Source organism: Streptomyces sp. NPDC033131 (assembly GCF_055578365.1).
Map to the genome: position 1 here is coordinate 32,004 of NZ_JBVIPA010000041.1, position 21,445 is coordinate 53,448.

Here is a 21,445-nt window from a genome sequence, read left to right on the forward strand (position 1 = left end):
CCGCAGCGACCTGGACGACGGCCTCAGTTGGTGCCGTCAGGGAAAGCGATCACGGAGAGGAAGCGGATCGGCAGGTCCACCAGTTCGACGGGGCCGTGGGCTCCCTCGCCGTCGAGGATCAGGGTGTCGCCCGGCTTGAGGCGGTAGACACTGCGTCCGTGGCCATAGTCCATCGTGCCGTCCAGCATGTAGATGAACTCGGTGCCGGGGTGCTGGAAGAGCGGATGGGTCTGGCTGTTCGCGGTGAGAGTCACGAGCAGGCACTCGAGGCGCTTGTGCTCACCGCGAAGGGATCCGAGGAGCTTGTAGTCATGCCCCACCTGGCTGCCGCTGCGAACGATCGGTGTGCCTCGCCCGGCCTTCACATAGGAGGCCGGGCGCTCGGAGTCAGCTCCGCGGAACAGTGAGGTCACTGGAATGTCGAGGCCTTTGGCCAGCAGGGAGAGCGTGCTGAGGCTGCACGAGGTCTGGGCGTTCTCGATCTTGGAAAGCATCGCTTTGGAGATACCGACCTTGGCCGCCAGGTCGGTGACGGAAAGCCCGCGCTGATGGCGCAGTTCACGCACGTTGCGGGCGATCGCTGCCTCGAGTTCGAGCGTCTCGATCGGCTCGTCGGCAGGGCGGTCGCGTGCCGTGCCGACGTTGCGCAGCAGCGCGTTCGTATCTTCTCCCATAAGTACACCCTAACGTCACAGCGTCCACTGCCAGTGACCGCGGTTCGGCCGGCTTGTACCGAAACGGGAGCCGCCCCCACTGCAGTTGTCAGGCCGCCGAGGCCGATGAAGGTGCGGACACGGCGGCCGCCGCCTCGAAGAGTGACTGCCGGAACAACCGCGCGGCCGGGGTGAGCGTCCGTGGTGCGGCGGCCTGATCTCCGCCACAAAGCCGGTCATGCCGCTGGCGGGGAAGAAGATCAGCGGTTCGCGTGCCAGGTCCTCGGCGCTGACGAGCTCGTTCGCGGCCAGTGGATGGCCTTCGGCAGGCAGGCGACGATCTGTTCTTCTTAGAGTCTCAAGGAGGAGCGCGAGGACGAGGATGTCGAGGTCACCGCCCTGGCCGTCGGCCCGGCCGACGCGGAGGCCGCGGTCCGCAATGCCCTGCGGATGGGCGCCGACAAGGCCGTGCTGGTCTGTGACGACGCGATCGCCGGCTCGGACGCGGTCGCCACCTCGCCGGTGCCGGCCGAGGTCGGCGTGCCGGCGCCGGCGGCCTCCTTTGGGCACGGCGGAGTTCGGGTTGACGGTGGCGGGTCGTCCCGAGCTGACCGAGGCCGCGATCGTGGTCTTTGGCGGCCGCGGCACCGGTGGCGGCTTCACACCCGTCGAGAACCTCGCCGACGCGCTGAGTGCCGCGGTCGGCGCCTCGCGTGCCGCCGTCGACTCGGGCTGGATGCCGCACATCTTCCAGGTCGGCCAGACCGGCAAGACCGCGCGGGCATGCAGACCTCGAAGACCGTCGTTGCCGTCAACAAGGACGAGCAGGCGCCGATCTTCGAGCTCGTCGACGTCGGTGTCGTGGGCGACCTCCACACCGTCCTCCCTGCCCTTACCGCCGAGATCAACCAGCGCATGGGGTCAAGCGTGGGATGACGTCATAGGAGCCGCCCGTTGCCGGTCGCCGGAGGTGTGTCTTCCGGTGAGACGCGATCTGCTGCGCCGAGCCGCGCCGCCTCCCTGGCTCGGCTTCACTGCCTTCGGCCCAGGCTTGCACCGTCCCGACCTGGGACGCGTCCTCACCGACCGCACCCTCATCATGCTGCGGACGGGGGCCACTGTGACGCCGACGAACGGGCGAGCGGTGATCACAGCTACACGGTTGCGTCTGGGAAGGCGACGACAGAAAGGAATCGGACAGGAACCTCGATGAGGTGGGTGGGGGGCCGTGAGCGCCTTCGCCGTCGAGGTGGAGCGACTCACCAGGGTGCCGAGGAGGTCGACCACCTCCTGTCCGGCAGCGCGGCCCGGGTGCTCGTGGTGGATTCCGACTTCGTCCTCGACCGCCACAGCCCCCTGGTCATCGTGTCGCCCTGCTCGGGGCACGGCGCCGGGTTCGCCCCGCTGATCGGGGCGATGGCCGCCGATCTGGCCACGGGCCGGGCCGAGCCGCTCCCCCGGTTCCGGCTGGACCGGCCGGCCTGGGCAGTGACCGAAACTCGCCCTTAATTCGGCGCTTGAGCGTCCGTAACACCCGACCGGTCTACTGCGGTGAAACTTCGTTTCCTTCAGTGGGCTCGCTGTCTGTGGAACCCACCGAACCACTCCGCGGAGCGTGCGCATGGACACCGGAAGTACCGCCTGGATGCTCGCGAGCACGGCACTCGTCTGCCTGATGGTGCCGGGCCTCGCGCTCTTCTACGGCGGCATGGTCGCCGCCAAGAGCGTCCTCAACATGATCATGATGACCTTCGGGGCCGTGGCCCTGGTCGGCTGTATCTGGGTCGTCTACGGTTACTCGGCCGCGTTCGGCGACTCGATCGGCGGTGCCGGGATCCTCGGTGACGTCACCGAGTACTTCGGCATGAGCGGCATCATCAACGACGACCCGAAGGCCGTCATCCCGCTCTCGGTCTTCGCCGCCTTCCAAGCGCTGTTCGCGGCCCTGACCGCCGCCCTGATCTGCGGCGCGATCTCGGACCGCATCAAGTTCGGGGCCTGGATGGCCTTCACCGGAATCTGGGTCACCCTGGTGTATCTCCCCGTCGCGCACTGGGTGTTCGCGTTCGACGGCGACAACGTCGTCGGCGGCTGGATCGTCAACAAGCTCGGCGCGATCGACTACGCGGGCGGCACGGCCGTACACATCAACTCGGGTGCGGCGGCCCTCGCCGTGATCCTCGTCCTCGGCAAGCGCATCGGCTGGAAGAAGAAGGGCGGCGCGGAGAAGCCCCACAACCTGCCCCTGGTGATGCTCGGCGCGGGCCTGCTGTGGTTCGGCTGGTTCGGCTTCAACGGCGGCTCCGCGCTCACCGCGTCCAACGCGGCGTCCGTCGTCGTCCTCAACACCTTCACCGCGACCTGCTCGGCGATGCTCGGCTGGCTCCTCGTCGAGAAGCTCCGCGACGGCCACGCCACCAGTCTCGGCGCCGCGTCCGGCGCGATCGCCGGCCTGGTCGTCATCACCCCGTCCTGCGGCGCGGTCTCCCCGCTCGGCGCGCTCGCCCTCGGTGCGATCGGCGGAGCGGTCTGCGCCCTCGCCGTAGGCCTCAAGTACAAGTTCGGCTACGACGACTCCCTCGACGTCGTCGGCATCCACCTGGTCGGCGGCCTCACCGGCACGCTGCTCGTCGGCATCCTCGCCACCTCCGACGCCCCGAACGGCGTCGACGGCCTGCTCTACGGCGGTGGTCTCGGCCTCCTCGGCAAGCAGGCGGTGGGTGCCTTCGCCGTACTGCTGTACTCCTTCTGCGTCACCTGGCTCATCGCCAAGGCCCTCGACAAGACCATGGGCCTGCGCGTCCGCCCCGAAGTCGAGGCGGGCGGCGTGGACGTCCACCTGCACGCCGAGAGCGCCTACGACCTCCTCCACCCCGTGGCCGCCGATCCAGCGCCCGCCGTCGCCTCGTCTCCGACGCTCTAGACGAATCTTTCCGAACCCTGTCAGTGGTCTGCCTTATTGATCGGGATGAGCGAGCCATTCGCAGGTTGGCTCACCCAGGGGTGTCGGGTGTGGCTTTCAGTGGTCTGCCGTCCGTGGCTTCCCACGATTCGCCGCCCGACACCCCCCGACGACTTCGCTGCTGATCAGGAATCCCGATCCGATCGCCGAGCAGGGACTCGCCAGCGAGGTCGTCTGTGGTGCAGGTGAACGAACGACCCGTGGAAAAGCACGTGACAGCGATCTGGGCCGGCATCGACGCCGGCAGGACCCACCACCACTGCGTGGTGATCGATGACACCGGCAAGCGGCTGTTGTCGCGGCGGGTAGCCAACGACAAGGCGGAGCTGCTGAAGCTCCTGGCCGACGGCGGCGCCGCCCTGCTGATCGATCTGCTTCTCAATCACAGCCGGCACACGCTCCATATCCCCGGCCGAGCTGTCAGCCGCGCCTCCGAGGGCTACCGGGGCGAAGGCAAGACCGACGCCGAAGACGCCGCGATCATCGCCGACCAGGCCCGAATCCGCCGGGATCTGCACCCCCTGCGGCCCGGCGAGGAACTGGTCGCCGAGATCAAGATCCTCACTGGCCGTCGCCGCGACCTCACCCGCGTGATCAACCGGCTCCTCACTGGACGCCGGCCCGGAGCCCCCCAAGACCCGGTGTAGAAGCCGGAGCACCGGAAGGGCACGGGCCCCCGCCACAGGCACCACTGCCTGCGGGCACTCGCGGCGCAATGAACGGGTAAGCCTGGTATCAGGCGCCTGCCATGCCGAACGTGCCGTTCGAGCCGCCGATGGGCAGCCCCGCCAGCAGTGCGCGCCGACTGGCCCGGACGTGCTCACGCATCACCTGCTCGGCGCTGTCGCCGTCCTTCTCCAGGATCAGTTCCAGTACGACATGGTGTTCGCGGTCCGACTGCAGGGCACGGCCCGGCCGGCTCAGCGAGGTGTGCACGAGCCGTGAGTAGTAGGCGAGTTGGTTCATCAGCATGCGGTAGTGGGCTTCCAGCTTGCTGTTGTCGCCACCGGTGATGAGCAGGTCGTGGAACTCCTGGACCAGCTCGGCGTACCGCTCCCGGTCGTCCCGGGCCACCGCTGCGTCGGCCTCGCGCAGATTGCGTTCGAGCAGGTCGATCTCCGCGACGCGGCCACGCCGGGCGAGGAGACGGGCGGCGGCGCCCTCGATGAGTTCCTTCATCTCGAAGAGTTCGGTGATCTCGCGACGGGAGGGGATGGAGACGAACGTCCCGACGCGGGGCCGGATCTCCACCAGCCCTTCGGTCTGCAACTGCTTGAGGGCTTCGCGCACCGGCGTACGGCTGACGCCGAACTCGTCCGCGAGGGCGAGTTCCGAGAGCGGGGCGCCGGGCTCGATGTCTCCCTTGATGATCCGCTCGCGCATCTCGGAAATCACCCTGGCCTGCATCGACCCGTTCTTCGGTTCGCTCTGTGCGCGATTCACCGAACCCTCCTCCGTCTCCCCAGCCGACCGCCGGTCATCCCAGCGGTGCCAGCGCGCCGCCGTCGAAGAACTTACCCGCGCTGTAGACCATCGGAGGGCTGTCCGCGACCGCCGCGTGCACCACGCGGCAGATGAACACGGTGTGGGTGCTGGCCTGGAGCCGCTCGCGGATCTCGACCTCCATCCGCGCGCTGCTCCGGGCGATCAGCGGGCTGCCGTACGGGCCGCTCTCCCACTCCACCTCCCGGAACTTGTCGTCGGCCTTGCCCGCGAACGTACCGACGACGTCGAGCTGGTCCGTGGAAAGGATGTTGATCGCGAGATGGTTCGCCCGGAACAGACAGTCGTGGGTGGTCGAGGTGCGCTGGACGCACACCATCACGGTGGCGGGGTCGAGCGAGATGCTGGAGAACGCGTTGACGGCCAGCCCTCTGGGGGTCTCCCCGTCCATCGCGGTCACGACCGTGACACCGGTGACGAACTGCCGGTTGACCTGCTTCATCACATCGAGGTCGGGCTTCGAGGCGAGCGGGGCCATGGAACCACTCCTAGTCATTGGTGAACGTCAGTCTTGTCCCGTCCGTCAGTCCTGTCCCACCCGGATGACGCCCAGCGCCGAGAGCAGCGCCCGGGGATCCCAGGTCACGTGCTCCTCGACGATGCGGTCCCCCTCGAAGCGGGAGAAGGTGGCGCCGCTGACCTCGACGTACCGCCTGGTGGGCGGGACGCCGAGGAACGAGTTCGTCTGGGTGCCGCTGCTGTGCCAGCGGATCGCGGCCCGCTCGCCCTCGACCACGATGTCGTCGACGGTCGTGACCAGGTCCGGGAAGGCCACCCGGGTCGAGACGATCGCGGCCTTGAGGGCGTTCAGGTCCTGAGGGTGCGGGTCGCCGCCGTGGCGGAGATAGGCCGGGCTCAGCAGCGTGTCGAGGGCGTCGACGTCACCGTGGCCCCAAGCCGCTTCCCACGCCTTCTCGATGAGCGCGCGACGGGCGCCGGAGCCCGAGCCGGAGTCAGAGCGCGACATCGACCTTCTCCTTGCCGTCCGCTGACGGAGCTGCTTCCGCGCGCAACGCGTGTCTGTCGGCGCGCAGCTCCATCCAGAAGGACACCGCCAGACCGGCGATGATCACGAGGAACGGCAGGGACGTCACGATGACGGTGTTCTGCAGGGCGTTCAGTCCCCCGGCGAGCATCAGGACGACGGCGGTGACACCGGTGAGGACGCCCCAGAGGACAAGCACCGGGCGACGCGGGGTGAGCGAGCCGTTCGAGGTCATCATCGACAGCACGTAGGTGTTGGCGTCGGCACCGGCGACGAAGAACATCACGACCAGGATGATCGCGATCACCGAGGTGACACTGGCGATCGGATAGTGGTCGAGGGTCGCGAAGAACGCGCTGTTGATGTCGGCCGCGGTCTGCTTGGCGATGTCGCCGCCCTCGTACATGTCGATGTGGATCGCGCTGCCGCCGAAGACCGTGAACCAGGTGAAGAAGACCACGCTGGGGACGACCAGGACGCCCGTGATGAAGCCGCGGATGGTACGGCCACGGGAGATACGGGCCAGGAAGACGCCGACGAAGGCGCCCCAGGAGACCCACCAGGCCATCATGAAGTAGGTCCACCACTGCATCCATTCGAGCCCGCCGAACGCGGTGCCCTGCAGGCTCATCCGGAAGAAGTCGGTGGCCCACTGGCCGACGGACTCGGTGTACAGGTTCGCGATGAACACGGTCGGGCCGACGACCAGCATGAAGACGAAGAGCCCGATCGCCAGCAGGGTGCTGCCCTGGCTCAGGAACTTGATGCCCTTGCTGACCCCGGTCACCGCCGAGAGCGTGAAGACCGAGGTGACGGCGGCGATGATGAGCACCTGGCTCACGTTGTTGACCGGCATCCCCCACAGCCTGCCGAGGCCGTTGTTGACCTGGAGGGCGCCGAGGCCGAGCGAGGTCGTGGTGCCGAAGAGGGTCGCGAACACGGCGAGTACGTCGATGGTCTTGCCGATCGGCCCGTTCACCCGGTCACCGAGCAGCGGTACGAACAGCTGGCTCACCAGGGTGCGCCGGCCCTTGCGGTGGGTCGAGTAGGCGATGGCCAGACCGAAGACGGCGAAGACCGCCCAGGCCTGCAGACCCCAGTCGAAGTAGGAGTACTGGAGGGCGCGGACCGCTGCCGCCGGGGTGTTCGGCTCGGCGAGGCCGTGCGGCGGCGACGCCAGGTGGGAGATCGGTTCGGCGACCCCGTACGAGACGAGTCCGATGCCCATGACCGCGCTGAGGATCATGGCGAACCAGGTGAGGGTCGAGAACTCGGGGCGGTCGTCGTCCTTCCCCAGGCGGAGGTCGCCGGCGGGGCTGAAGGCCAGGAACACCAGGAAGATCAGAATGGCGAGCGTGATCACCAGGTAGGACCAGCCGAACGTGGACGTCACCCAGTTCAACGAGTCGTTCGTGACCTTGTTCAGGTTGTCCGTGAAGAGCACCGCCCAGGTCACGAAGACCGCGGAGATCCCGATCGAGGTCCAGAAAACGGAGCCGAGTCTGCCGCCGCCGTCAGGGTCGGCGCCGGTGCCATCCATGGCGTTTTCACCGCTGCTCCCCGACGGCGTCGTGGGCGTGGTTTCCGCGCCCGTTCCAAGGTGAGTGGACATTGGAACTCCTGGGGTTCGGGGCTCGATGGCCGCCTGGTCTGGCATACAAGCAGCAGTAAGGCACGGCACAGATGGAGCGTCAAGCGTTCGGGGCACGGAATCGTGTTCCGTCTTTATGCATCCCTAATAGCCGCAGGTTAATAGCCTGTTACCTGTCCTGATGGGAGAGCTGACGGACCACCCGGAGCCCTTGGCGCTCAACTACTTGACCGACCCGAGAGACACACCTATCGTCCTGTGCCATGCAAGAGTGCATGGATGAGCCCGACGAGGGCATCGGTCTCCGCAAGCTCGTGGTCTACCGCGACGTCGTCCTGACCGAGGCGGGCGAGGCACCCGCGCAGCCGGCACGGCGAGCCAGCGTCGCCGCGGTCATACGGAACCCGTGGACAGGCACCGGCCCCTCGGCCGATCTGTCCGGGGAGCAGGCTCGCATAGGCCCGGTGCTCGCCAGGCTGCTGACCGATCGGCTCATCGCCTCCCTGGGCGGCGCGGCCGAGATCGAAGCATTCGGCAAGGCCGCCATCGTCGGCGCGGCCGGCGAGATCGAGCACGCCGGGGCCCTCATCCACACCCCGTACTTCGGCAACCTGGTGAGGGAGTTCCTCCAGGGCGAGTCGATCATCTGCTTCGCCGACACGCGGGCCGAGGCGGGTGAGACGCTGGTCGTGCCGCTCTGGCACAAGACACACGCCTCGACGCGCAGCCACTACCAGACCATCAGTGCCCGCGTCTCCGACGCCCCGCGCGCGGACGAGATCGTCGTCGTCGCTGCCGCGTCGACGGGGCCGCGCCCGCACCCCCGTATCGGGGACCGCATGACCGACCCGGTGGTCACCACCGAAACCCTGGAGGCTGTTCCCTCATGAACGTCCGCAAGATCGTGACCGTCGTCGAGGAGATCCGCACCGAAGGCGGCCGCGCACTCGCCCGCCCCGCCCGTATCGCCGTCGTCGCGGCGGTCATCGAGAATCCCTGGGCCGGTCAGGGCTTCGTCGAGGACCTTCATCCCGGCATCGACGCCAACGCCTCCGACCTCGGCGCCCTGCTGGCTCCGGCCGTGCTCGACGCGCTCGACGCTCCCGCCGAGGCGTACGGCAAGGCGGCCATCGTGGGCCTGGACGGCGAGACCGAGCACGGCTCGGCACTGATCCACACGCTCAAGTTCGGCGACCACTTCCGCAAGGCCGCGAACGCCACCACCCTGCTGCCCGCGGTCGAGAAGCGCGGGCCCGCCGGTGTGGTCTTCGACATTCCGCTGAAGCACATCACCGACGCCACGATCCGCTCGCACCACCAGACCGTCGAGGTCAGGCTGAGCGACGCCCCGCACCCGAACGAGATCGTCATCGCGCTCGCCGCCGCCGCCCAGGGGCGCCCCCAGCAGCGCCTGGCGCCGCTCTCGACCGAGCAGTAGGCAAGCCGATCATGCGCAAGCCGACCGTGGTGCTGCTGCACGGCGTCGGGCTCGACCACACCATGTGGGAGCCCGCCGCCGCGCTCCTGGCCGACCGCTTCACCGTCATCACCCCCGACCTGCCGGGCCACGGCAGCCGCCCGCCGGTGCGCGACGGGGTGACCCTCGCAGAACTCGCCGACGGGGTGGTCGCCGAGATCCCGGCGGGCTCTCACCTGGTCGGGTTCTCGCTCGGGGCACTCGTCGCCCAGCATGTGGCGCTGCACCGACCGGAGCTGGTGTCCACGCTGGTCTCGGTCAGTTCGGTGTGCGCGCGTACGGACGACGAGCGCGCGTCCGTACGCGACCGGCTGCGCACCGCGGAGGCCGACTTCACGGCGAGCGCCGCCGCGTCCCTGAAGCGGTGGTACGCCGGCACCGGCGTCGCCCCCGACCGGGTGGCCCGCACCGAGGCCACGCTGCTCGCCAACGACATCGGGTCCTTCCTCGACTGCTATCGCGTGTTCGCCACGGCCGACGCCGACCTCGCACCGGACCTGCCCGCCATCGCCGTACACGCGCTGGCGGTGACGGGGGCGAACGATCCCGGGTCCACCCCCGCGATGACCCACCGGCTCGCCGCGGCGCTCCCCGACTGCCGAGCGGAGATCATCCCCGGGGCGCGTCACATGCTGCCCGTCGAGCGCCCCGAGGCATTCGTCGACTGCCTCACCACCTTCATCGGAGAGTGCGCACATGTCTGACCTCACCACGTCGCAGCACTTCATCGGCGGGACATGGGCCGAGCCCGCGTCGGGCGAGTACTTCGAGAGCGCCAACCCGGCCACGCGCGAGGTCCTGTACCGGGCCGCCCGCGGCAACGCCGCCGACATCGACAAAGCGGTGGCCGCCGCCCGGAAGGCGTTCGAGGACCCGCGCTGGCGCGACCTCAGCCAGACGCGGCGTGGCCACCTGCTGCGGCGCCTGGGTGACCTGATCGCCGAGAACGCCGAAGATCTCGCCCGCATGGAGACGCAGGACAACGGCAAGTTGCTGCGCGAGATGCGCGGCCAGCTCGCGACGCTGCCCGAGTACTACTATTACTACGCGGGCCTGGCCGACAAGATCCACGGCGACTTCATCCCCACCTCCGACCGCCAGATGCTCAACTACACGGCCCGCGAGCCCCTGGGCGTGGTCGGCGCGATCACCCCTTGGAACTCCCCGCTGACGCTGACCAGCAGCAAACTGGCGCCCGCGCTCTGCGCCGGCAACACGGTCGTGATCAAGCCCTCGGAACACACCTCGGCGACAGTGCTCAGGCTCGCCGAGCTGGCACTGGAGGCAGGCTTCCCGCCGGGTGCGGTGAACGTCGTCACCGGGTTCGGCCCCGAGGCCGGGCAGGCCCTGGTCGACCACGGCGACCTCGCGAAAGTCTCCTTCACCGGCAGCACCGCCACCGGAGCGCGCATCGCCGCCGCAACCGCCGCCCGGTTCATCGGCTCCACGCTCGAACTCGGCGGCAAGTCGCCCAACATCGTCTTCGAGGACGCGAACATCCCGAACGCCGCGATGGGCATCGTCGCCGGCATCTTCGCCGCCGCCGGGCAGACCTGCATCGCCGGCAGCCGGGTGTTCGCGCACAGGTCCGTCTACGACGAGGTCCTCGAGCGGGTCTCGGAACGCGCCAGGACCATCGTCATCGGTGACCCGTTGGACGAGAAGACCGAACTCGGCCCGCTGGCCTTCGAAGGCCAGCGCGACAAGGTGGCCGGGTACGTCGACCTCGGGCGCGACGAAGGCGCCCGGGTGCTGACCGGCGGCCGGGCCACGGACGGCGGCCTCGGCGGCTGGTTCTACGAGCCGACCGTCCTCGTGGACGTCGACAACAGCATGCGCGTCGTACGCGAGGAGATCTTCGGCCCCGTCGTGGCGATCATGCCGTTCGACACCGAGGACGAGGTGGTACGTCTGGCGAACGACACCGACTACGGACTCGCGGCCGGCGTGTGGACGACGAACCTCGCACGGGCGCACCGGATGGCGGCGCGCCTGGACGCCGGGACCGTGTGGGTCAACACCTACCGGGCCATGTCCCCGATGTCCCCGCGCCAGGGCTTCAAGACCAGCGGCGTCGGCGTGGAGCACGGCACCGAGACGATTCTGGAGTACACACGGCTCAAGAGCGTCTGGATCAACACGAGCGAGGAGCCTGTGGCCGACCCGTTCACCATGCGGAGCTGACCGACATGCCACAGATCGCCATCACCCTCGCCGAGGGCCGCACTCCGGCGCAGATCCGGGACTTGATCCACGAGGTCCACGCCGCGGTCCTGCGCACCGTCAACACCCGGCCCGAGTACATCCGCGTCGTCGTCCACGAGGTCCCCCGGACGCACTGGGCCACCGGTGACGTCACCCTCACCGAGATGGACGCCGCCACAGCAGAAACGGAGGAGCAGTCATGAGGTTTTCGTTGTTCGTGCACATGGAGCGCTGGGACGAGGAGGTCAGCCACCGCCAGCTCTTCGAGAACCTCTCCGAGCTGACCCTGATGGCCGAGGCCGGAGGATTCAGCACCGTGTGGATCGGCGAACACCACGCCATGGAGTACACGATCTCCCCCAGCCCGATGCCACTGCTCGCCCATCTGGCCGCGAAGACCTCGACCATCCGCCTGGGCGCCGGGACCATCATCGCCCCGTTCTGGAACCCGCTCAGAGTCGCCGGCGAATGCGCGCTGCTCGACGTCATCAGCAACGGCCGCATGGAGGTCGGACTCGCCCGCGGTGCCTACCAGTTCGAGTTCGACCGGATGGCAGACGGAGTGCCCGCCGCCGACGGCGGAAAGCACCTGCGTGAACTCGTGCCCGCCGTCCGGGCGCTCTGGCAAGGCGACTACGCCCACGACGGCGAGATCTGGCAGTTCCCGACATCGACCAGCGTCCCCAAACCGGTGCAGCGGCCCACCCCGCCCATGTGGATCGCCGCCCGCGACCCCGCCTCCCACGACTTCGCGGTGGCCCAGGGCTGCAACGTCATGGTCACCCCGCTGATGAAGGGCGACGAGGAAGTCGCCGACCTCAAGCAGAAGTTCGACACCGCCGTGGCGAACCATCCAGAGGTCCCCCGTCCGGACCTGATGGTGCTGCGGCACACACATGTCCACTCCCCTGACGACCTCGACGGCTGGCGCCCGGCCGCGGAGGCGATCAACCGCTACTACCGCACCTTCGACGCCTGGTTCGGCAACAAGACCACCCCGCAGAACGGGTTCCTGCCACCCAGCCCGGAGTCGAAGTTCGAAGGTCGGCCGGAGTTCCAGCCGGAGGCACTGCACAGGACCGCGATGATCGGCACCCCGGCCGAGGTCATCGAGCGGCTGCACTCCTATGAGGCACTCGGCGTCGACGAGTACAGCTTCTGGATCGACAACAGCATGTCGCACGAGGAGAAGCGCAAGTCCCTGGAGCTGTTCATCAAGGAAGTCATGCCGACGTTCCAGTGAGTCGAGGCTGACCGGCGAAGCCGTTGCCAAGGATGAACCCTGATCTCGGTGAACGCGAGATGAGCGATCAACACCGGGGCCGCATGCGACTGCCCGGTGTTCCCCGAAACTGCGGCGGCGCGCTCCGCGCTCACCGGCGCTGGCCGCCAAGGTCGCGTGCGGCGAGGAACCCGTTCCAGCCGACCGCCTGGGGCAGATCGACGGGGCTCGGACGGCGACGTCACCGCTGCCGCCTCCGCCCCTGCCCACCGGCTCCATCCGGGCTCAGCGCAAGGTGCATGCGAGCGGCCGCTTCATGATCAACGGCCAGTTCATCAAGCTCGGCCCGCGGCATGCGGGGAAGGTCGTCACCGTCGTCATCAAGGCCACCTACTACCGGATCCTGCACGGAGAGGACGAACTTGCTGTCCGCCCCCGCAAGAACCTCGGACCGGTCACCAGGCTCTACGTCAAAGGCATGAGCGCCCAGAAGGACCGTCAGGGATCTCCTGACGACAAACCGTCAAGGAAGTCCTGAGACCTCACACCGACACAGGCTGACCACACATGCGGCCATCTCGGAACCTCAAGCTCATGGCGGCACCCGAACGAAGCCGTACCGCAGGGCCGCCGGAGCCGACCGGGACGACAGTCCGCGTCACGTGGCGCGGGTCAGCAGCGGCATGGCAACGTCGTCGACCAGATACTCGACGAACTCCGCATCCAGAGGCTGGCCGAGCAAGGCGTGGCGCATGAACAGGGCCGGCACACAGAGCTCGTCGATGAATCGCACGTCCTGGCCCGGGGCGAGTTCTCCACGCCGTTCTGCGCGCTCGCAGACAGCCCGGACGGGCGGTACGGCGGGGATCAGCAAGGAGCGCAGCAGCGCCGCGAGCTCAGCGTCATTGCGCATGGTGACGAAGAGACCGCTGATCACGGCGCCTGGCTCGCCCCCCATCCACTCGGCGAGCAACTGGAGGTACGCCAGGAGGTCGCCACGCATCGTGCCGGTGTCCGGTACCTGCAGGTCTTCGGCCGGGCGCAAGCTCATGGCCGTGGTCACCAGTTCCGCCTTGGTGGGCCAGTGCCGGTACAGCGTGGCCTTGCTCGTCCTGGCGCGGGTCGCCACTGCCTCGTAGTGCAGTCCCTGGTAACCGGACTCGGCGAGTATCTCGTAGACGGCTCGCAGGATGGTCCGCTCACGGCTTGCCGAGAGCCTCTTGGCAGGCCGGGCGACCGCCGCGGTCGATGCCGCCGGCTCGGACATGGCACCCCTCGCTCTACAACATGGACAATGTCGGCGCGTGCCCGAACGCTCGTTCCGCAACCGTTGAGTTGGGCACTCGTCTCAACATAGTCGAAGCTTTGGGCGACTCCTTGATCCTTCAGGCTACGCGGCAATCGCCGCAAGCACCGAACGGTTCCGAGGTCAGTCATGGCCGCTGACCAGGGATGATGCCGGTTCTGGCGGCCGACGTGGCCGGATCCACGCTCTGCCCCCGCCGTGTCGGCAGCTCCGGTGCCGCACCCGGCACCGGAGCTGTTCGCACGGTCAGCCGAGTCCGTCGGCGCCGACCTGGACAGCGGACTCATCGCCTCCACCTGGTCGGCGTCGAGGTCACGCCGAGTTCGGTACCCGGGCGCGCGGGAGCGGCGTCATGCGTCTGATGCATCACAGGCCCGAACTTCTCGTGAAGTCCCTGGTCTTTACGCCCCTCGAAACGGATACGCATGCTGGCTGACATCACTCCGTTACGTCGGTCATGACCTTCATCGGCCCACGTCGCTCTATGGGAGAGGCACCATGACAATGTCGTCCAGCGCCGCAGTTTCGGATCTCGACACATCTGACACCGAGCTGGTGGGTCGCGCCACCGGCCTGGTCCCGCTGATCCGTGAGTACGCCGCGCAAGGCTCCGAGGCGCGTCGAGTGGCCCCCGAAGTGGTCAAGGCGCTGGAGGACGCGGACATCTTCCGTCTGCTCGTGCCCAAGCGGTACGGCGGCCACGGGGCGACGCTGCGCACCGCCGTCGACGCCGTGGCGGAGGTGGCCCGTGGTGACGGCTCGACCGGGTGGATCGCCGCGCTGACGACCGTCGGCACGGGATTCGCCTCGACTTCCTCCGCCCAGGCTCAAGAGGACATCTTCGGTGCGAATCCGAAGGCGAAGGTCTGCGGCGTCTTCTCCCCTGGCAGCAAGTCGGAGCGGGTCGACGGCGGCTACCTGGTCAGTGGCCGCTGGCCGTACGCCTCGGGTTCCTTCGCCGCTGACTGGGGGTCTCTGGGCATTCCCATCGAAGGCGGCGAGCTGGCGCTGGCGCTGATCCCGGCGGAGGCCTGGACGATCGAACCGACTTGGTTCGTCACCGGTATGAAGGGCACGGGCAGCGACACCATCGTGGTCGAAGACCACTTCGTGCCCGATCACCGGGTTCAGCCGGTCAAGGACATGTTCGAGGGGCGCTATCCCACGCCGTACACCGATGAACGGATGGCGTCGATGGCCTTCAACGCGGTCGCCGCCGCCATTCTCGTCGCACCGCAGATCGGTCTGGGCCGGCACGCGCTGGAGATCACCCGGGCCAAGCTGCCCCGGAAGCCGGTGGCCTACACCAGCTACCAGGAGGCGCGGCTCTCCCCCACCCACCAGCTCGGCGTCGCCAATGCGGCCACCAAGCTGCACCTGGCCGAGCTGACGCTGAACCGGATGTGTCTCGACATCGACCGCGCCGCCGCCGAGCGCCGAATGCTCGACCTGGAGACCCGCGCCCGGATCCGCAATGACACCGGCGTGGTCGCCGAACTGGTCACAGGCGCGATCGACACGCTGCTGACCGCCAACGGCGCCGGTTCCTTCGCCGAAGTCAACGTGCTGAACCGCATCTGGCGGGACTCCGAGGCCGCCGCCCGGCATGCCCTCGTCACCCCCGAGATCGGCAAGGAGGCCTACGGCCGACTGCTGCTGGGCAACGAAGAACCGACGATCGCTCTGTGAGGACAACGACCATGGAGACCACGCCTGCCCTCACCGCGCAGCAAGGCATCCCTGCCGCCGACGACGCCGCGGACTACCGTCGCGCCCTCGGGCACGTCCCGACCAGTGTGGCGGTGGTCACCGCAAGCGCCAGGTCCGGACTGCCCGTAGGAATGACCGTCGGCTCCTTCACCTCGGTGTCGCTGGATCCGCCCCTCATCGCCTTCTTCGTCGACCGGTCCTCCAAAACCTGGCCGCGCCTCTACGAGGCGAGCCGCTTCGGCGTCAACATCCTCGGCCACGGCCACAGTGAGCTGTGCAAGGCGTTCTCCCGGCGCAGCGAGGACCGCTTCCTCAACGTGGACTGGCACATGTCGGCTCGCGGCTTGCCCCTCCTGGACGAGGCGATCGTCACCCTGGAATGCACGAGGGCCAAGGTCGACCTCATCGGCGATCACTACCAGGTGGTCGGCCGCGTCGAGTCACTGGAACTGCGCGCCACCGACCCCCCGCTGATCTTCCTGCGCGGCGGCTTCCTGGATCTGAGTACCTCGGACACGGCGTCCGGACGCGACGAGGGGGACGGATGATCTACGAGCACGCCGAACTGCATGTCCACCCGGGGGCAGGCGTCCGGCTCGAAGCGGACTTCGCAACGGCCCGGCATCTGCTGCTGGAGGCTCCCGGGTGCCGATCCGCCGAACTGCTGCGCAGCGTCGACCACCCCGACACCTTCCTGCTGCGCGTCGGTTGGGAACGGCTCGAGGACCACACCAAGGTCTTCCCCGGAACCCCGCAGGCCAAAGCCATCGCCGAGGCAGTCGCACCACACTGTGTCGCCAGGCCCCGGGTCGTCCACTATGCGGCCCACGAGGACAGCACTACCGCTGGGTGACAGCCCGCGGACCGGAGGTATCCAGGCCGTAGGCCTCCCTGGCTTTCCCAGGGGCAGTGCGCGCCACGGGAGGCCGACCACGCCGCTCGGCCGCAGCATTCCGTGGCCGGCGTCTCTTCCAGGGGCCCCTGGGAAGGCCCTCGCACCCCAAGGCCAACTCCGTCAGCGCGCTGACGTGCCCTGCGAACGTTTCATGAAAGACCGACAGGAGACACACCATGGGTCGCATTGTCATCAGCGGGGCCTCGGGAGACTTGGGGCACCGTGTCACTGAGCTGCTTCTGACCACGGATGCAGATGCCGAACTGACGCTTGTGACGCGCACTCCGGAAAAGCTCCGCCGGGGCGAGACACAGCGGCTCCGCGTCTGCCGGGGCGACTACCGGGACGCCGGTTCCCTGGACGCCGCGTACAGCGGCGGGGAGATACTCTTCCTGATCAGCGGACTGAACCTCGGGCGAAGAGTTTCCGAGCACCGGAATGCGATTTCTGCGGCGCAGCGGGCCGGCATCCGCCATATCGTGTACACCTCGGTGGGAGGCGTACAGCCGAACAATCCGGCTCTGTCGTCCCAGGACCACTTTCAGACCGAGCTTGATCTGCGAGCGTCCGGTCTGACGTACACGATTCTCAGGAACTCTCTCTACTCCGAAATCGTGAGCAACGTTCTTTTGGCGCCCGGGGTGGAAACCGGACTGCTCAAGCAGGCGACAGGTGATGGGGTCATCGCGCCGGTCGCGAAGAGCGATGTCGCCAGCAGCGCTGTCACGTGCCTGCTGCAGAACGAGCGGCACGCCGGCGCTGTCTACGAGATCACCGGCAGCGAGTTGCTGAATTTCCACGACATCGCGGAGATCGGTAGCGAAGTCCACCGCGTCCCCATCAAGTACGCACCGGTCTCGGCCGAAGAGCGCCTCGCATTCTACGATTCCGTGGGGATTCCCCGGACCTATGACCCCGACATGCCGCCGAGCGCAGACGGGCACATGTGGGCCAGTGACGAATTGGTATCGGCAGAAGTGGCAATTGCTGAAGGCTACCAAGCCATCATGTCTCACCACGTGAAGCACATCACAGGCCAAGAACCTGTCTCCGTGCGCTCTGTGATGGAGCGTTGCAAGTCATTGCGCTACGACGAGATAGGTGCGCAGGTCGCGTAAGCGCGTCCCGTGGCGCGGCGCATGGCACGGCAAAGAGCGGCCGCCATGCGCTGCCCGGCGGTGGTGAGTAGTCCCGGTCACTGCCATATTTTTGACGTATAGATAAGGAAAGCTTTTCATATTTGCCAAATAGCACGGCTTGACTCAGTGTTGAGGAAAAGCTGGAGCCAGCCCCCTTGGGCGACACCTACTCACCGGTGGGGCTCCGCGAGAAAGGAGTTCCTCGAGATGGTCGAGGTCAAAGTGGATTTCGCCCGGTGCGACGCCAACGGCACCTGTGCGGCACTGATGCCGGACGTGTTCCGGATCGGTGAGAACGGCCTGCTCGAGCAGTTGACCACCGAAGTCGAGGGCGGTCGTGCGGACGAGCTGGAGGAAGTCATCCTCTGCTGCCCGCTGGGGGCGATCTCACGCTCATGACCACGACACTTCCGCACTTCGAACCGTTCTCCCCGGATGCCCTCGCGCACCCGGGCGGCGCCCTGGCCGAGGGACCCCTCGCGCTGGGCTCGGCCGGCTACACCGTTCTGAGCTTCGAGCTCGCGACCTCCGTGCTGCGTGACAAGCGGTTCCAGAACGCCGCCCTCAAGCTGATGGAGGACTTCGGCATCACCGACGGTCCTGTGCACGACTTCCGCGCGCACAGCCTGCTCATGGCTGACGGCCCGCGTCACCTCCGGCTGCGTACGCCTCTGGCCCGGTTCATGGGACCGGCGACGGTTGAGAACATCCGCGGCGCCCTGCGCCAGATCATCCAGGACCTCGCCGCCGACCTCGGCCCGTCCGCGCCGGTCGACTTCCACGGTGCCATCGACCGGCGTCTCCCCGCGCGGGTCTACTGCCACCTCGCCGGCGCGCCGGCCGAGGACGCCCCCAAGGTCGCGAGCCTCTCGGAGCGGACGCTGTCGCTGCTGAACCGCGACCCGAGCCTCACAACGGTGATCGTCGGTGCGTACGACGAGTTGTTCGCCTACCTGGAGGATCTCGTCGCGCGCAAGCGCGCGCAGGGCCTGGGCGAGGACATGCTGTCGTTCCTGATCGCGCAGCACGACGCCGGCAAGCTCTCCGAGAAGGAGCTCTTCAACGAAGCGGCCGCCATGCTCGAGGCGAGCTCGGTCAACACCACGCACCAGACAGGTCTGGTCGTGTGGACTCTGTTGCGCGACCGGGAGATCTGGCAGCGGCTCGTGGAGGATCCGAAGCTGATCCCGGCGGCGGTCGTCGAGGTGCTTCGGCTGTACCCCCGGCCCGGGGTCGTGAGCAGGATCGCGACCGAGGACGTGGAGCTGAACGGCACTGTCGTTCCTGCCGGTTCGGACGTCCACGTGGCGGTGTGGTCGGCCAACCGTGACCCGGCGCGCTTCGAGAATCCGGCCACCTTCGCGCTCGGACGTGAGCGCAACCAGCCGCTGACGTTCAGCACGGGCAGCCACAACTGCCTCGGACAGGGGCTCGCGAAGGTCGAGATGGAAGAGGTCGTCACCTACCTGGTCGAGCACTTCCCTAACGCCGTCGTGGTCGAGGAGGGCACCGAGATCGGGCAGGCCGGCGGGCGGTGGCTCGTGAAGTCGCTCACCGTGGACCTCAAGGCGTAGGCGGGGCGTGATGGCGAACACCGAAGGGTCGCTGACGGAGGGCCTGGCCGCGCACTGGGCCGGCCTGTCGTTCGACGAGATCCCGGCCGAGGTCGTCGGCCGGGTCAAGGACAACATCCTGGACACGCTGGCGGTGGCACTGGCCGGGGTGACCACCGACGAGGCGCAGCGGGTCAGGACAGCCCTGACGAGCGTGCAGCAGACCGGGGCGGGGAGCCTCGTCTGGGGGACACCGTCGCTGCTTCCGCCGTCGCACGCCGCGCTCGCGAACGGGACGTCGGCGCACGCGCGCGATTTCGACGACGGAGGCGGACCGGGGCACGCGGGTTCCACCGTGCTGCCGGCGGCCCTCGCCCTCGCCGAGGCGACCGGGGCCGACGGGCGGACGCTGATCGCGGCCACGATCGCCGGGTACGACATCGGCTACCGGACCCTGCAGGCGCTCGGCGGCTTCGCAGCGCACACCGACCGGGGCTGGCACTCCAGCGGCACCATGGGGAGCTTCGCCGCTGCCGCCGCCGGCGCGAAGGCCCTGAACCTGGACGCAGAGCGCTTCGCCGACGCGTTGGGCATCGCCGGATCCTTCACGGGCGGCGTCTGGGCGTTCATCGACGACGGCGCGTGGACCAAGCGGATTCATCCCGGCAAGGCCGGGGAGACCGGCGTCGACGCGGCGCTCCTCGCGCGTGCCGGGATCACCGGCCCACGGCGGATCTTCGAGGCCGAGTGGGGCGGCCTGTTCGCCCTCTACAACGGCGGACAGGGGCACGCGGAGAAGGCACTGCACGACCTCGGCGTCGACTTCAACGTCGCGACCGCCTACATCAAGCCCTACGCCTGCTGCCGTGGAAGCCACTCGACGATCGACACGGTGCTCGCTCTCATCGAGGAGCGGGACGCCAAGCCCGAAGACGTGCGGCACATCTCGATCATGGCCGGTGAGACGGCGGTGAACATGCTGTCGGTCGACCCCATCGAGACGGTGTTCGACGCACAGTTCAGCCTCCCGTACGCCGTGACCATCGCTCTGCACAACAGGAGCGTCGGGCTTGACCAGTTCGACCCGCCCCGCATCGACGAGCCCGGCATCCGAGCGACGTTCCACAAGATCTCGATGCACATCGACAGCGACATCCAGCTGGAGGACGGGCCACGGCTGGCGGTGGAGTTCATGGACGGCGAGACGGTGACGCTTCACGCCGGCAACCCCACCAACGCCAAAGGATCGGCGCGGAACCCGCTTTCGCACGCGGAGGTCGTGGGCAAGGCGGAGGAACTGCTCGCGCCCTACGGGCACAAGGTCGCGCGGGACCTGGTGCGGGCGGTGGAGAACCTGGACAACGCTCCGGACCTGTCGGAGCTGCTGCGCGCTCTCCGCGCGGGAAGACAAGGAGAATGACATGGTCACGAGCGAGGTGACGCAAACGGTCGAGCGGACCGAGGTCATCGCGTCCGAGCCGACCGAGTCCCTGGCGGCGGCGCTGGACATCGAGATCCCGCACGCCGCGGGAGACCCGGTGCCCCCGCTGTGGCACTGGACATACCTGCTGGAGCGGAGCCCGGAACACGAGCTCGGCGAGGATGGCCACCCCGTCACGGGAATCCCTGCCCCTCCCGGCCCGGGACGCCGACGGATGTTCGGCGGCGGCCGGGTGACAACGCTGGGCCGCCTCGTGATCGGGGAGCCCGCGACAAAGGTCACCTCGATCAGGAGTTCCGTCGACAAGGTGGGCCGGACCGGTCCGCTGACGCTGACGACAGTCCTTCAGGAGGTCTTCCAAGGTGGTGAACTGGTGATCCGGGAGGAGCAGGACATCGTCTATCGTGCGCCCGGTTCCGGGGCGCTGCCGTCCCCGTCGGCGCCGCCGCCGGCACCGGCCGGCCCGACGTTGGGCCTGCCGGTCGACGAGCGACTGCTGTTCCGGTTCTCGGCGTTGACCTACAACGGGCACCGCATCCACTACGACCTGGACTGGTGCAGGCAGGAGGGATACGACGGTCTCGTCATCCACGGGCCCCTGCTGGCGCTCATGATGGGCGAGCACCTCCGCCGCCAGGGCATCGACCTGCGGGGCAAAACCTTTGGCTACCGCTTCGTCTCGCCGCTCACCAAGCCGCAGACCATCACGGTCGTTCCTGGCGCTGACGGGCTGAAGCACGGTGCCGAGGCTCGCGGCGCCGACGGCACCATCGCCGCCGTGAGCACCCTCACGGAGGCCTGAG

23 protein-coding genes and 3 pseudogenes are annotated in these 21,445 nt (G+C 68.2%); 20 read left to right on the top strand and 6 right to left on the bottom strand.

The features are described 5' to 3' along the window. Positions 1-23: 23 nt before the first annotated feature. On the bottom strand, positions 24-674 hold the full coding sequence (locus ACZ5XS_RS36695; RefSeq protein ID WP_468658809.1) for a helix-turn-helix domain-containing protein: 651 nt from the start codon (positions 672-674) through the stop codon (positions 24-26). A gap of 378 nt (positions 675-1,052) precedes the next feature. On the opposite strand from ACZ5XS_RS36695, the pseudogene ACZ5XS_RS36700 reads away from it, so the two are divergent. The 5 genes and pseudogenes from ACZ5XS_RS36700 to ACZ5XS_RS36720 all read left to right on the top strand — a co-directional run. Beyond that, positions 1,053-1,127: pseudogene (locus ACZ5XS_RS36700) on the top strand (hypothetical protein); the annotation flags it as partial. A 1-nt stretch (position 1,128) separates the two neighbouring features. Continuing rightward, positions 1,129-1,589 (top strand): annotated as a pseudogene (locus ACZ5XS_RS36705) (electron transfer flavoprotein subunit alpha/FixB family protein); the annotation flags it as partial. Between the two features lie 273 nt (positions 1,590-1,862). After that, entirely contained in the window at positions 1,863-2,162 is a 300-nt protein-coding gene (locus ACZ5XS_RS36710) for a hypothetical protein (protein ID WP_468658811.1), read from the top strand. A gap of 112 nt (positions 2,163-2,274) precedes the next feature. Then, entirely contained in the window at positions 2,275-3,576 is a 1,302-nt protein-coding gene (locus ACZ5XS_RS36715; protein ID WP_468658813.1) for an ammonium transporter, read from the top strand. A gap of 251 nt (positions 3,577-3,827) precedes the next feature. Continuing rightward, positions 3,828-4,220: pseudogene (locus ACZ5XS_RS36720) on the top strand (IS110 family transposase); the annotation flags it as partial. 130 nt (positions 4,221-4,350) lie between these two features. Here the strand turns inward: ACZ5XS_RS36720 and ACZ5XS_RS36725 are convergent. From ACZ5XS_RS36725 to ACZ5XS_RS36740, 4 genes are read right to left on the bottom strand one after another with little or no spacing between them, the layout of a single operon-like run. Then, positions 4,351-5,058 carry a GntR family transcriptional regulator gene (locus tag ACZ5XS_RS36725; protein WP_468658815.1) on the bottom strand — a complete coding sequence of 236 codons (708 nt, stop codon included), beginning with the start codon at positions 5,056-5,058 and terminating at the stop codon, positions 4,351-4,353. A gap of 34 nt (positions 5,059-5,092) precedes the next feature. After that, positions 5,093-5,596 (bottom strand): flavin reductase family protein, encoded by a 504-nt coding sequence (locus ACZ5XS_RS36730; RefSeq protein ID WP_468658817.1) that lies wholly within the window; start codon positions 5,594-5,596, stop codon positions 5,093-5,095. 45 nt (positions 5,597-5,641) lie between these two features. Then, entirely contained in the window at positions 5,642-6,085 is a 444-nt protein-coding gene (locus tag ACZ5XS_RS36735) for an ester cyclase (protein ID WP_468658819.1), read from the bottom strand. Next, positions 6,072-7,643 (bottom strand): BCCT family transporter, encoded by a 1,572-nt coding sequence (locus tag ACZ5XS_RS36740; RefSeq protein WP_468658821.1) that lies wholly within the window; start codon positions 7,641-7,643, stop codon positions 6,072-6,074. The genes ACZ5XS_RS36735 and ACZ5XS_RS36740 overlap by 14 nt, the downstream gene beginning before the upstream one ends. A gap of 326 nt (positions 7,644-7,969) precedes the next feature. On the opposite strand from ACZ5XS_RS36740, the gene ACZ5XS_RS36745 reads away from it, so the two are divergent. The 7 genes from ACZ5XS_RS36745 to ACZ5XS_RS36775 all read left to right on the top strand — a co-directional run bounded on the left by ACZ5XS_RS36745 (position 7,970) and on the right by ACZ5XS_RS36775 (position 13,136). Further along, complete coding sequence (locus ACZ5XS_RS36745) at positions 7,970-8,584, top strand: amino acid synthesis family protein (RefSeq protein ID WP_468658823.1); 615 nt, start codon at positions 7,970-7,972, stop codon at positions 8,582-8,584. Further along, a complete protein-coding gene (locus tag ACZ5XS_RS36750) occupies positions 8,581-9,132 on the top strand; it encodes an amino acid synthesis family protein (protein ID WP_468658824.1) in 552 nt (183 codons plus the stop codon). Before ACZ5XS_RS36745 ends, ACZ5XS_RS36750 begins: the two co-directional genes overlap by 4 nt. An 11-nt stretch (positions 9,133-9,143) precedes the next feature. Then, a complete protein-coding gene (locus tag ACZ5XS_RS36755) occupies positions 9,144-9,875 on the top strand; it encodes an alpha/beta fold hydrolase (RefSeq protein ID WP_468658826.1) in 732 nt (243 codons plus the stop codon). After that, positions 9,868-11,355: an aldehyde dehydrogenase gene (locus tag ACZ5XS_RS36760; protein WP_468658828.1), complete on the top strand. Its 1,488-nt coding sequence runs from the start codon at positions 9,868-9,870 to the stop codon at positions 11,353-11,355. Before ACZ5XS_RS36755 ends, ACZ5XS_RS36760 begins: the two co-directional genes overlap by 8 nt. 5 nt (positions 11,356-11,360) lie before the next feature. Further along, a complete protein-coding gene (locus ACZ5XS_RS36765; RefSeq protein ID WP_468658830.1) occupies positions 11,361-11,579 on the top strand; it encodes a tautomerase family protein in 219 nt (72 codons plus the stop codon). Continuing rightward, positions 11,576-12,619, top strand: coding sequence for an LLM class flavin-dependent oxidoreductase (locus ACZ5XS_RS36770; RefSeq protein ID WP_468658832.1), 1,044 nt, complete (start codon positions 11,576-11,578; stop codon positions 12,617-12,619). Before ACZ5XS_RS36765 ends, ACZ5XS_RS36770 begins: the two co-directional genes overlap by 4 nt. Before the next feature lie 295 nt (positions 12,620-12,914). Beyond that, positions 12,915-13,136 carry a hypothetical protein gene (locus ACZ5XS_RS36775; RefSeq protein WP_468658834.1) on the top strand — a complete coding sequence of 74 codons (222 nt, stop codon included), beginning with the start codon at positions 12,915-12,917 and terminating at the stop codon, positions 13,134-13,136. A gap of 120 nt (positions 13,137-13,256) precedes the next feature. Here the strand turns inward: ACZ5XS_RS36775 and ACZ5XS_RS36780 are convergent, their stop codons facing one another. Beyond that, positions 13,257-13,865, bottom strand: a complete 609-nt coding sequence (locus ACZ5XS_RS36780) for a TetR/AcrR family transcriptional regulator (RefSeq protein ID WP_468658836.1) — start codon at positions 13,863-13,865, stop codon at positions 13,257-13,259. A gap of 537 nt (positions 13,866-14,402) precedes the next feature. Between ACZ5XS_RS36780 and ACZ5XS_RS36785 the strand changes: the two genes are divergently transcribed. From ACZ5XS_RS36785 to ACZ5XS_RS36820, 8 genes are all read left to right on the top strand, one after another. Beyond that, on the top strand, positions 14,403-15,593 hold the full coding sequence (locus tag ACZ5XS_RS36785; protein ID WP_468658838.1) for an acyl-CoA dehydrogenase family protein: 1,191 nt from the start codon (positions 14,403-14,405) through the stop codon (positions 15,591-15,593). 11 nt (positions 15,594-15,604) lie between these two features. Beyond that, positions 15,605-16,162 (top strand): flavin reductase family protein, encoded by a 558-nt coding sequence (locus ACZ5XS_RS36790; RefSeq protein ID WP_468658840.1) that lies wholly within the window; start codon positions 15,605-15,607, stop codon positions 16,160-16,162. Continuing rightward, a complete protein-coding gene (locus ACZ5XS_RS36795) occupies positions 16,159-16,467 on the top strand; it encodes an antibiotic biosynthesis monooxygenase family protein (protein ID WP_468658841.1) in 309 nt (102 codons plus the stop codon). Before ACZ5XS_RS36790 ends, ACZ5XS_RS36795 begins: the two co-directional genes overlap by 4 nt. Before the next feature lie 218 nt (positions 16,468-16,685). Further along, positions 16,686-17,627: an NAD(P)H-binding protein gene (locus ACZ5XS_RS36800; protein ID WP_468658843.1), complete on the top strand. Its 942-nt coding sequence runs from the start codon at positions 16,686-16,688 to the stop codon at positions 17,625-17,627. Positions 17,628-17,855: 228 nt separating this feature from the next. After that, positions 17,856-18,047: a ferredoxin gene (locus tag ACZ5XS_RS36805; protein WP_124445804.1), complete on the top strand. Its 192-nt coding sequence runs from the start codon at positions 17,856-17,858 to the stop codon at positions 18,045-18,047. Further along, the gene (locus ACZ5XS_RS36810) at positions 18,044-19,222 is read left to right on the top strand and encodes a cytochrome P450 (protein ID WP_468658845.1); all 1,179 of its coding nucleotides are present in this window, start codon (positions 18,044-18,046) and stop codon (positions 19,220-19,222) included. The genes ACZ5XS_RS36805 and ACZ5XS_RS36810 overlap by 4 nt, the downstream gene beginning before the upstream one ends. 10 nt (positions 19,223-19,232) lie before the next feature. Beyond that, positions 19,233-20,621, top strand: coding sequence for an MmgE/PrpD family protein (locus ACZ5XS_RS36815; protein ID WP_468658847.1), 1,389 nt, complete (start codon positions 19,233-19,235; stop codon positions 20,619-20,621). A gap of 1 nt (position 20,622) precedes the next feature. Beyond that, positions 20,623-21,444 carry an HTD2 family dehydratase gene (locus ACZ5XS_RS36820; RefSeq protein WP_468658849.1) on the top strand — a complete coding sequence of 274 codons (822 nt, stop codon included), beginning with the start codon at positions 20,623-20,625 and terminating at the stop codon, positions 21,442-21,444. The last annotated feature ends 1 nt before the right edge of the window (position 21,445 follow it).

What these genes read in the sequence shown, in the direction of transcription:
- ACZ5XS_RS36695 (WP_468658809.1), bottom strand. Translation starts at nt 674, where the DNA reads ATGGGAGAAGATACGAACGCGCTGCTGCGCAACGTCGGCACGGCACGC.
- ACZ5XS_RS36710 (WP_468658811.1), top strand. Translation starts at nt 1,863, where the DNA reads ATGAGGTGGGTGGGGGGCCGTGAGCGCCTTCGCCGTCGAGGTGGAGCG.
- ACZ5XS_RS36715 (WP_468658813.1), top strand. Translation starts at nt 2,275, where the DNA reads ATGGACACCGGAAGTACCGCCTGGATGCTCGCGAGCACGGCACTCGTC.
- ACZ5XS_RS36730 (WP_468658817.1), bottom strand. Translation starts at nt 5,596, where the DNA reads ATGGCCCCGCTCGCCTCGAAGCCCGACCTCGATGTGATGAAGCAGGTC.
- ACZ5XS_RS36735 (WP_468658819.1), bottom strand. Translation starts at nt 6,085, where the DNA reads ATGTCGCGCTCTGACTCCGGCTCGGGCTCCGGCGCCCGTCGCGCGCTC.
- ACZ5XS_RS36740 (WP_468658821.1), bottom strand. Translation starts at nt 7,643, where the DNA reads ATGGATGGCACCGGCGCCGACCCTGACGGCGGCGGCAGACTCGGCTCC.
- ACZ5XS_RS36745 (WP_468658823.1), top strand. Translation starts at nt 7,970, where the DNA reads ATGGATGAGCCCGACGAGGGCATCGGTCTCCGCAAGCTCGTGGTCTAC.
- ACZ5XS_RS36750 (WP_468658824.1), top strand. Translation starts at nt 8,581, where the DNA reads ATGAACGTCCGCAAGATCGTGACCGTCGTCGAGGAGATCCGCACCGAA.
- ACZ5XS_RS36755 (WP_468658826.1), top strand. Translation starts at nt 9,144, where the DNA reads ATGCGCAAGCCGACCGTGGTGCTGCTGCACGGCGTCGGGCTCGACCAC.
- ACZ5XS_RS36760 (WP_468658828.1), top strand. Translation starts at nt 9,868, where the DNA reads ATGTCTGACCTCACCACGTCGCAGCACTTCATCGGCGGGACATGGGCC.
- ACZ5XS_RS36765 (WP_468658830.1), top strand. Translation starts at nt 11,361, where the DNA reads ATGCCACAGATCGCCATCACCCTCGCCGAGGGCCGCACTCCGGCGCAG.
- ACZ5XS_RS36770 (WP_468658832.1), top strand. Translation starts at nt 11,576, where the DNA reads ATGAGGTTTTCGTTGTTCGTGCACATGGAGCGCTGGGACGAGGAGGTC.
- ACZ5XS_RS36775 (WP_468658834.1), top strand. Translation starts at nt 12,915, where the DNA reads ATGATCAACGGCCAGTTCATCAAGCTCGGCCCGCGGCATGCGGGGAAG.
- ACZ5XS_RS36780 (WP_468658836.1), bottom strand. Translation starts at nt 13,865, where the DNA reads ATGTCCGAGCCGGCGGCATCGACCGCGGCGGTCGCCCGGCCTGCCAAG.
- ACZ5XS_RS36785 (WP_468658838.1), top strand. Translation starts at nt 14,403, where the DNA reads ATGACAATGTCGTCCAGCGCCGCAGTTTCGGATCTCGACACATCTGAC.
- ACZ5XS_RS36790 (WP_468658840.1), top strand. Translation starts at nt 15,605, where the DNA reads ATGGAGACCACGCCTGCCCTCACCGCGCAGCAAGGCATCCCTGCCGCC.
- ACZ5XS_RS36795 (WP_468658841.1), top strand. Translation starts at nt 16,159, where the DNA reads ATGATCTACGAGCACGCCGAACTGCATGTCCACCCGGGGGCAGGCGTC.
- ACZ5XS_RS36800 (WP_468658843.1), top strand. Translation starts at nt 16,686, where the DNA reads ATGGGTCGCATTGTCATCAGCGGGGCCTCGGGAGACTTGGGGCACCGT.
- ACZ5XS_RS36805 (WP_124445804.1), top strand. Translation starts at nt 17,856, where the DNA reads ATGGTCGAGGTCAAAGTGGATTTCGCCCGGTGCGACGCCAACGGCACC.
- ACZ5XS_RS36810 (WP_468658845.1), top strand. Translation starts at nt 18,044, where the DNA reads ATGACCACGACACTTCCGCACTTCGAACCGTTCTCCCCGGATGCCCTC.
- ACZ5XS_RS36815 (WP_468658847.1), top strand. Translation starts at nt 19,233, where the DNA reads ATGGCGAACACCGAAGGGTCGCTGACGGAGGGCCTGGCCGCGCACTGG.
- ACZ5XS_RS36820 (WP_468658849.1), top strand. Translation starts at nt 20,623, where the DNA reads ATGGTCACGAGCGAGGTGACGCAAACGGTCGAGCGGACCGAGGTCATC.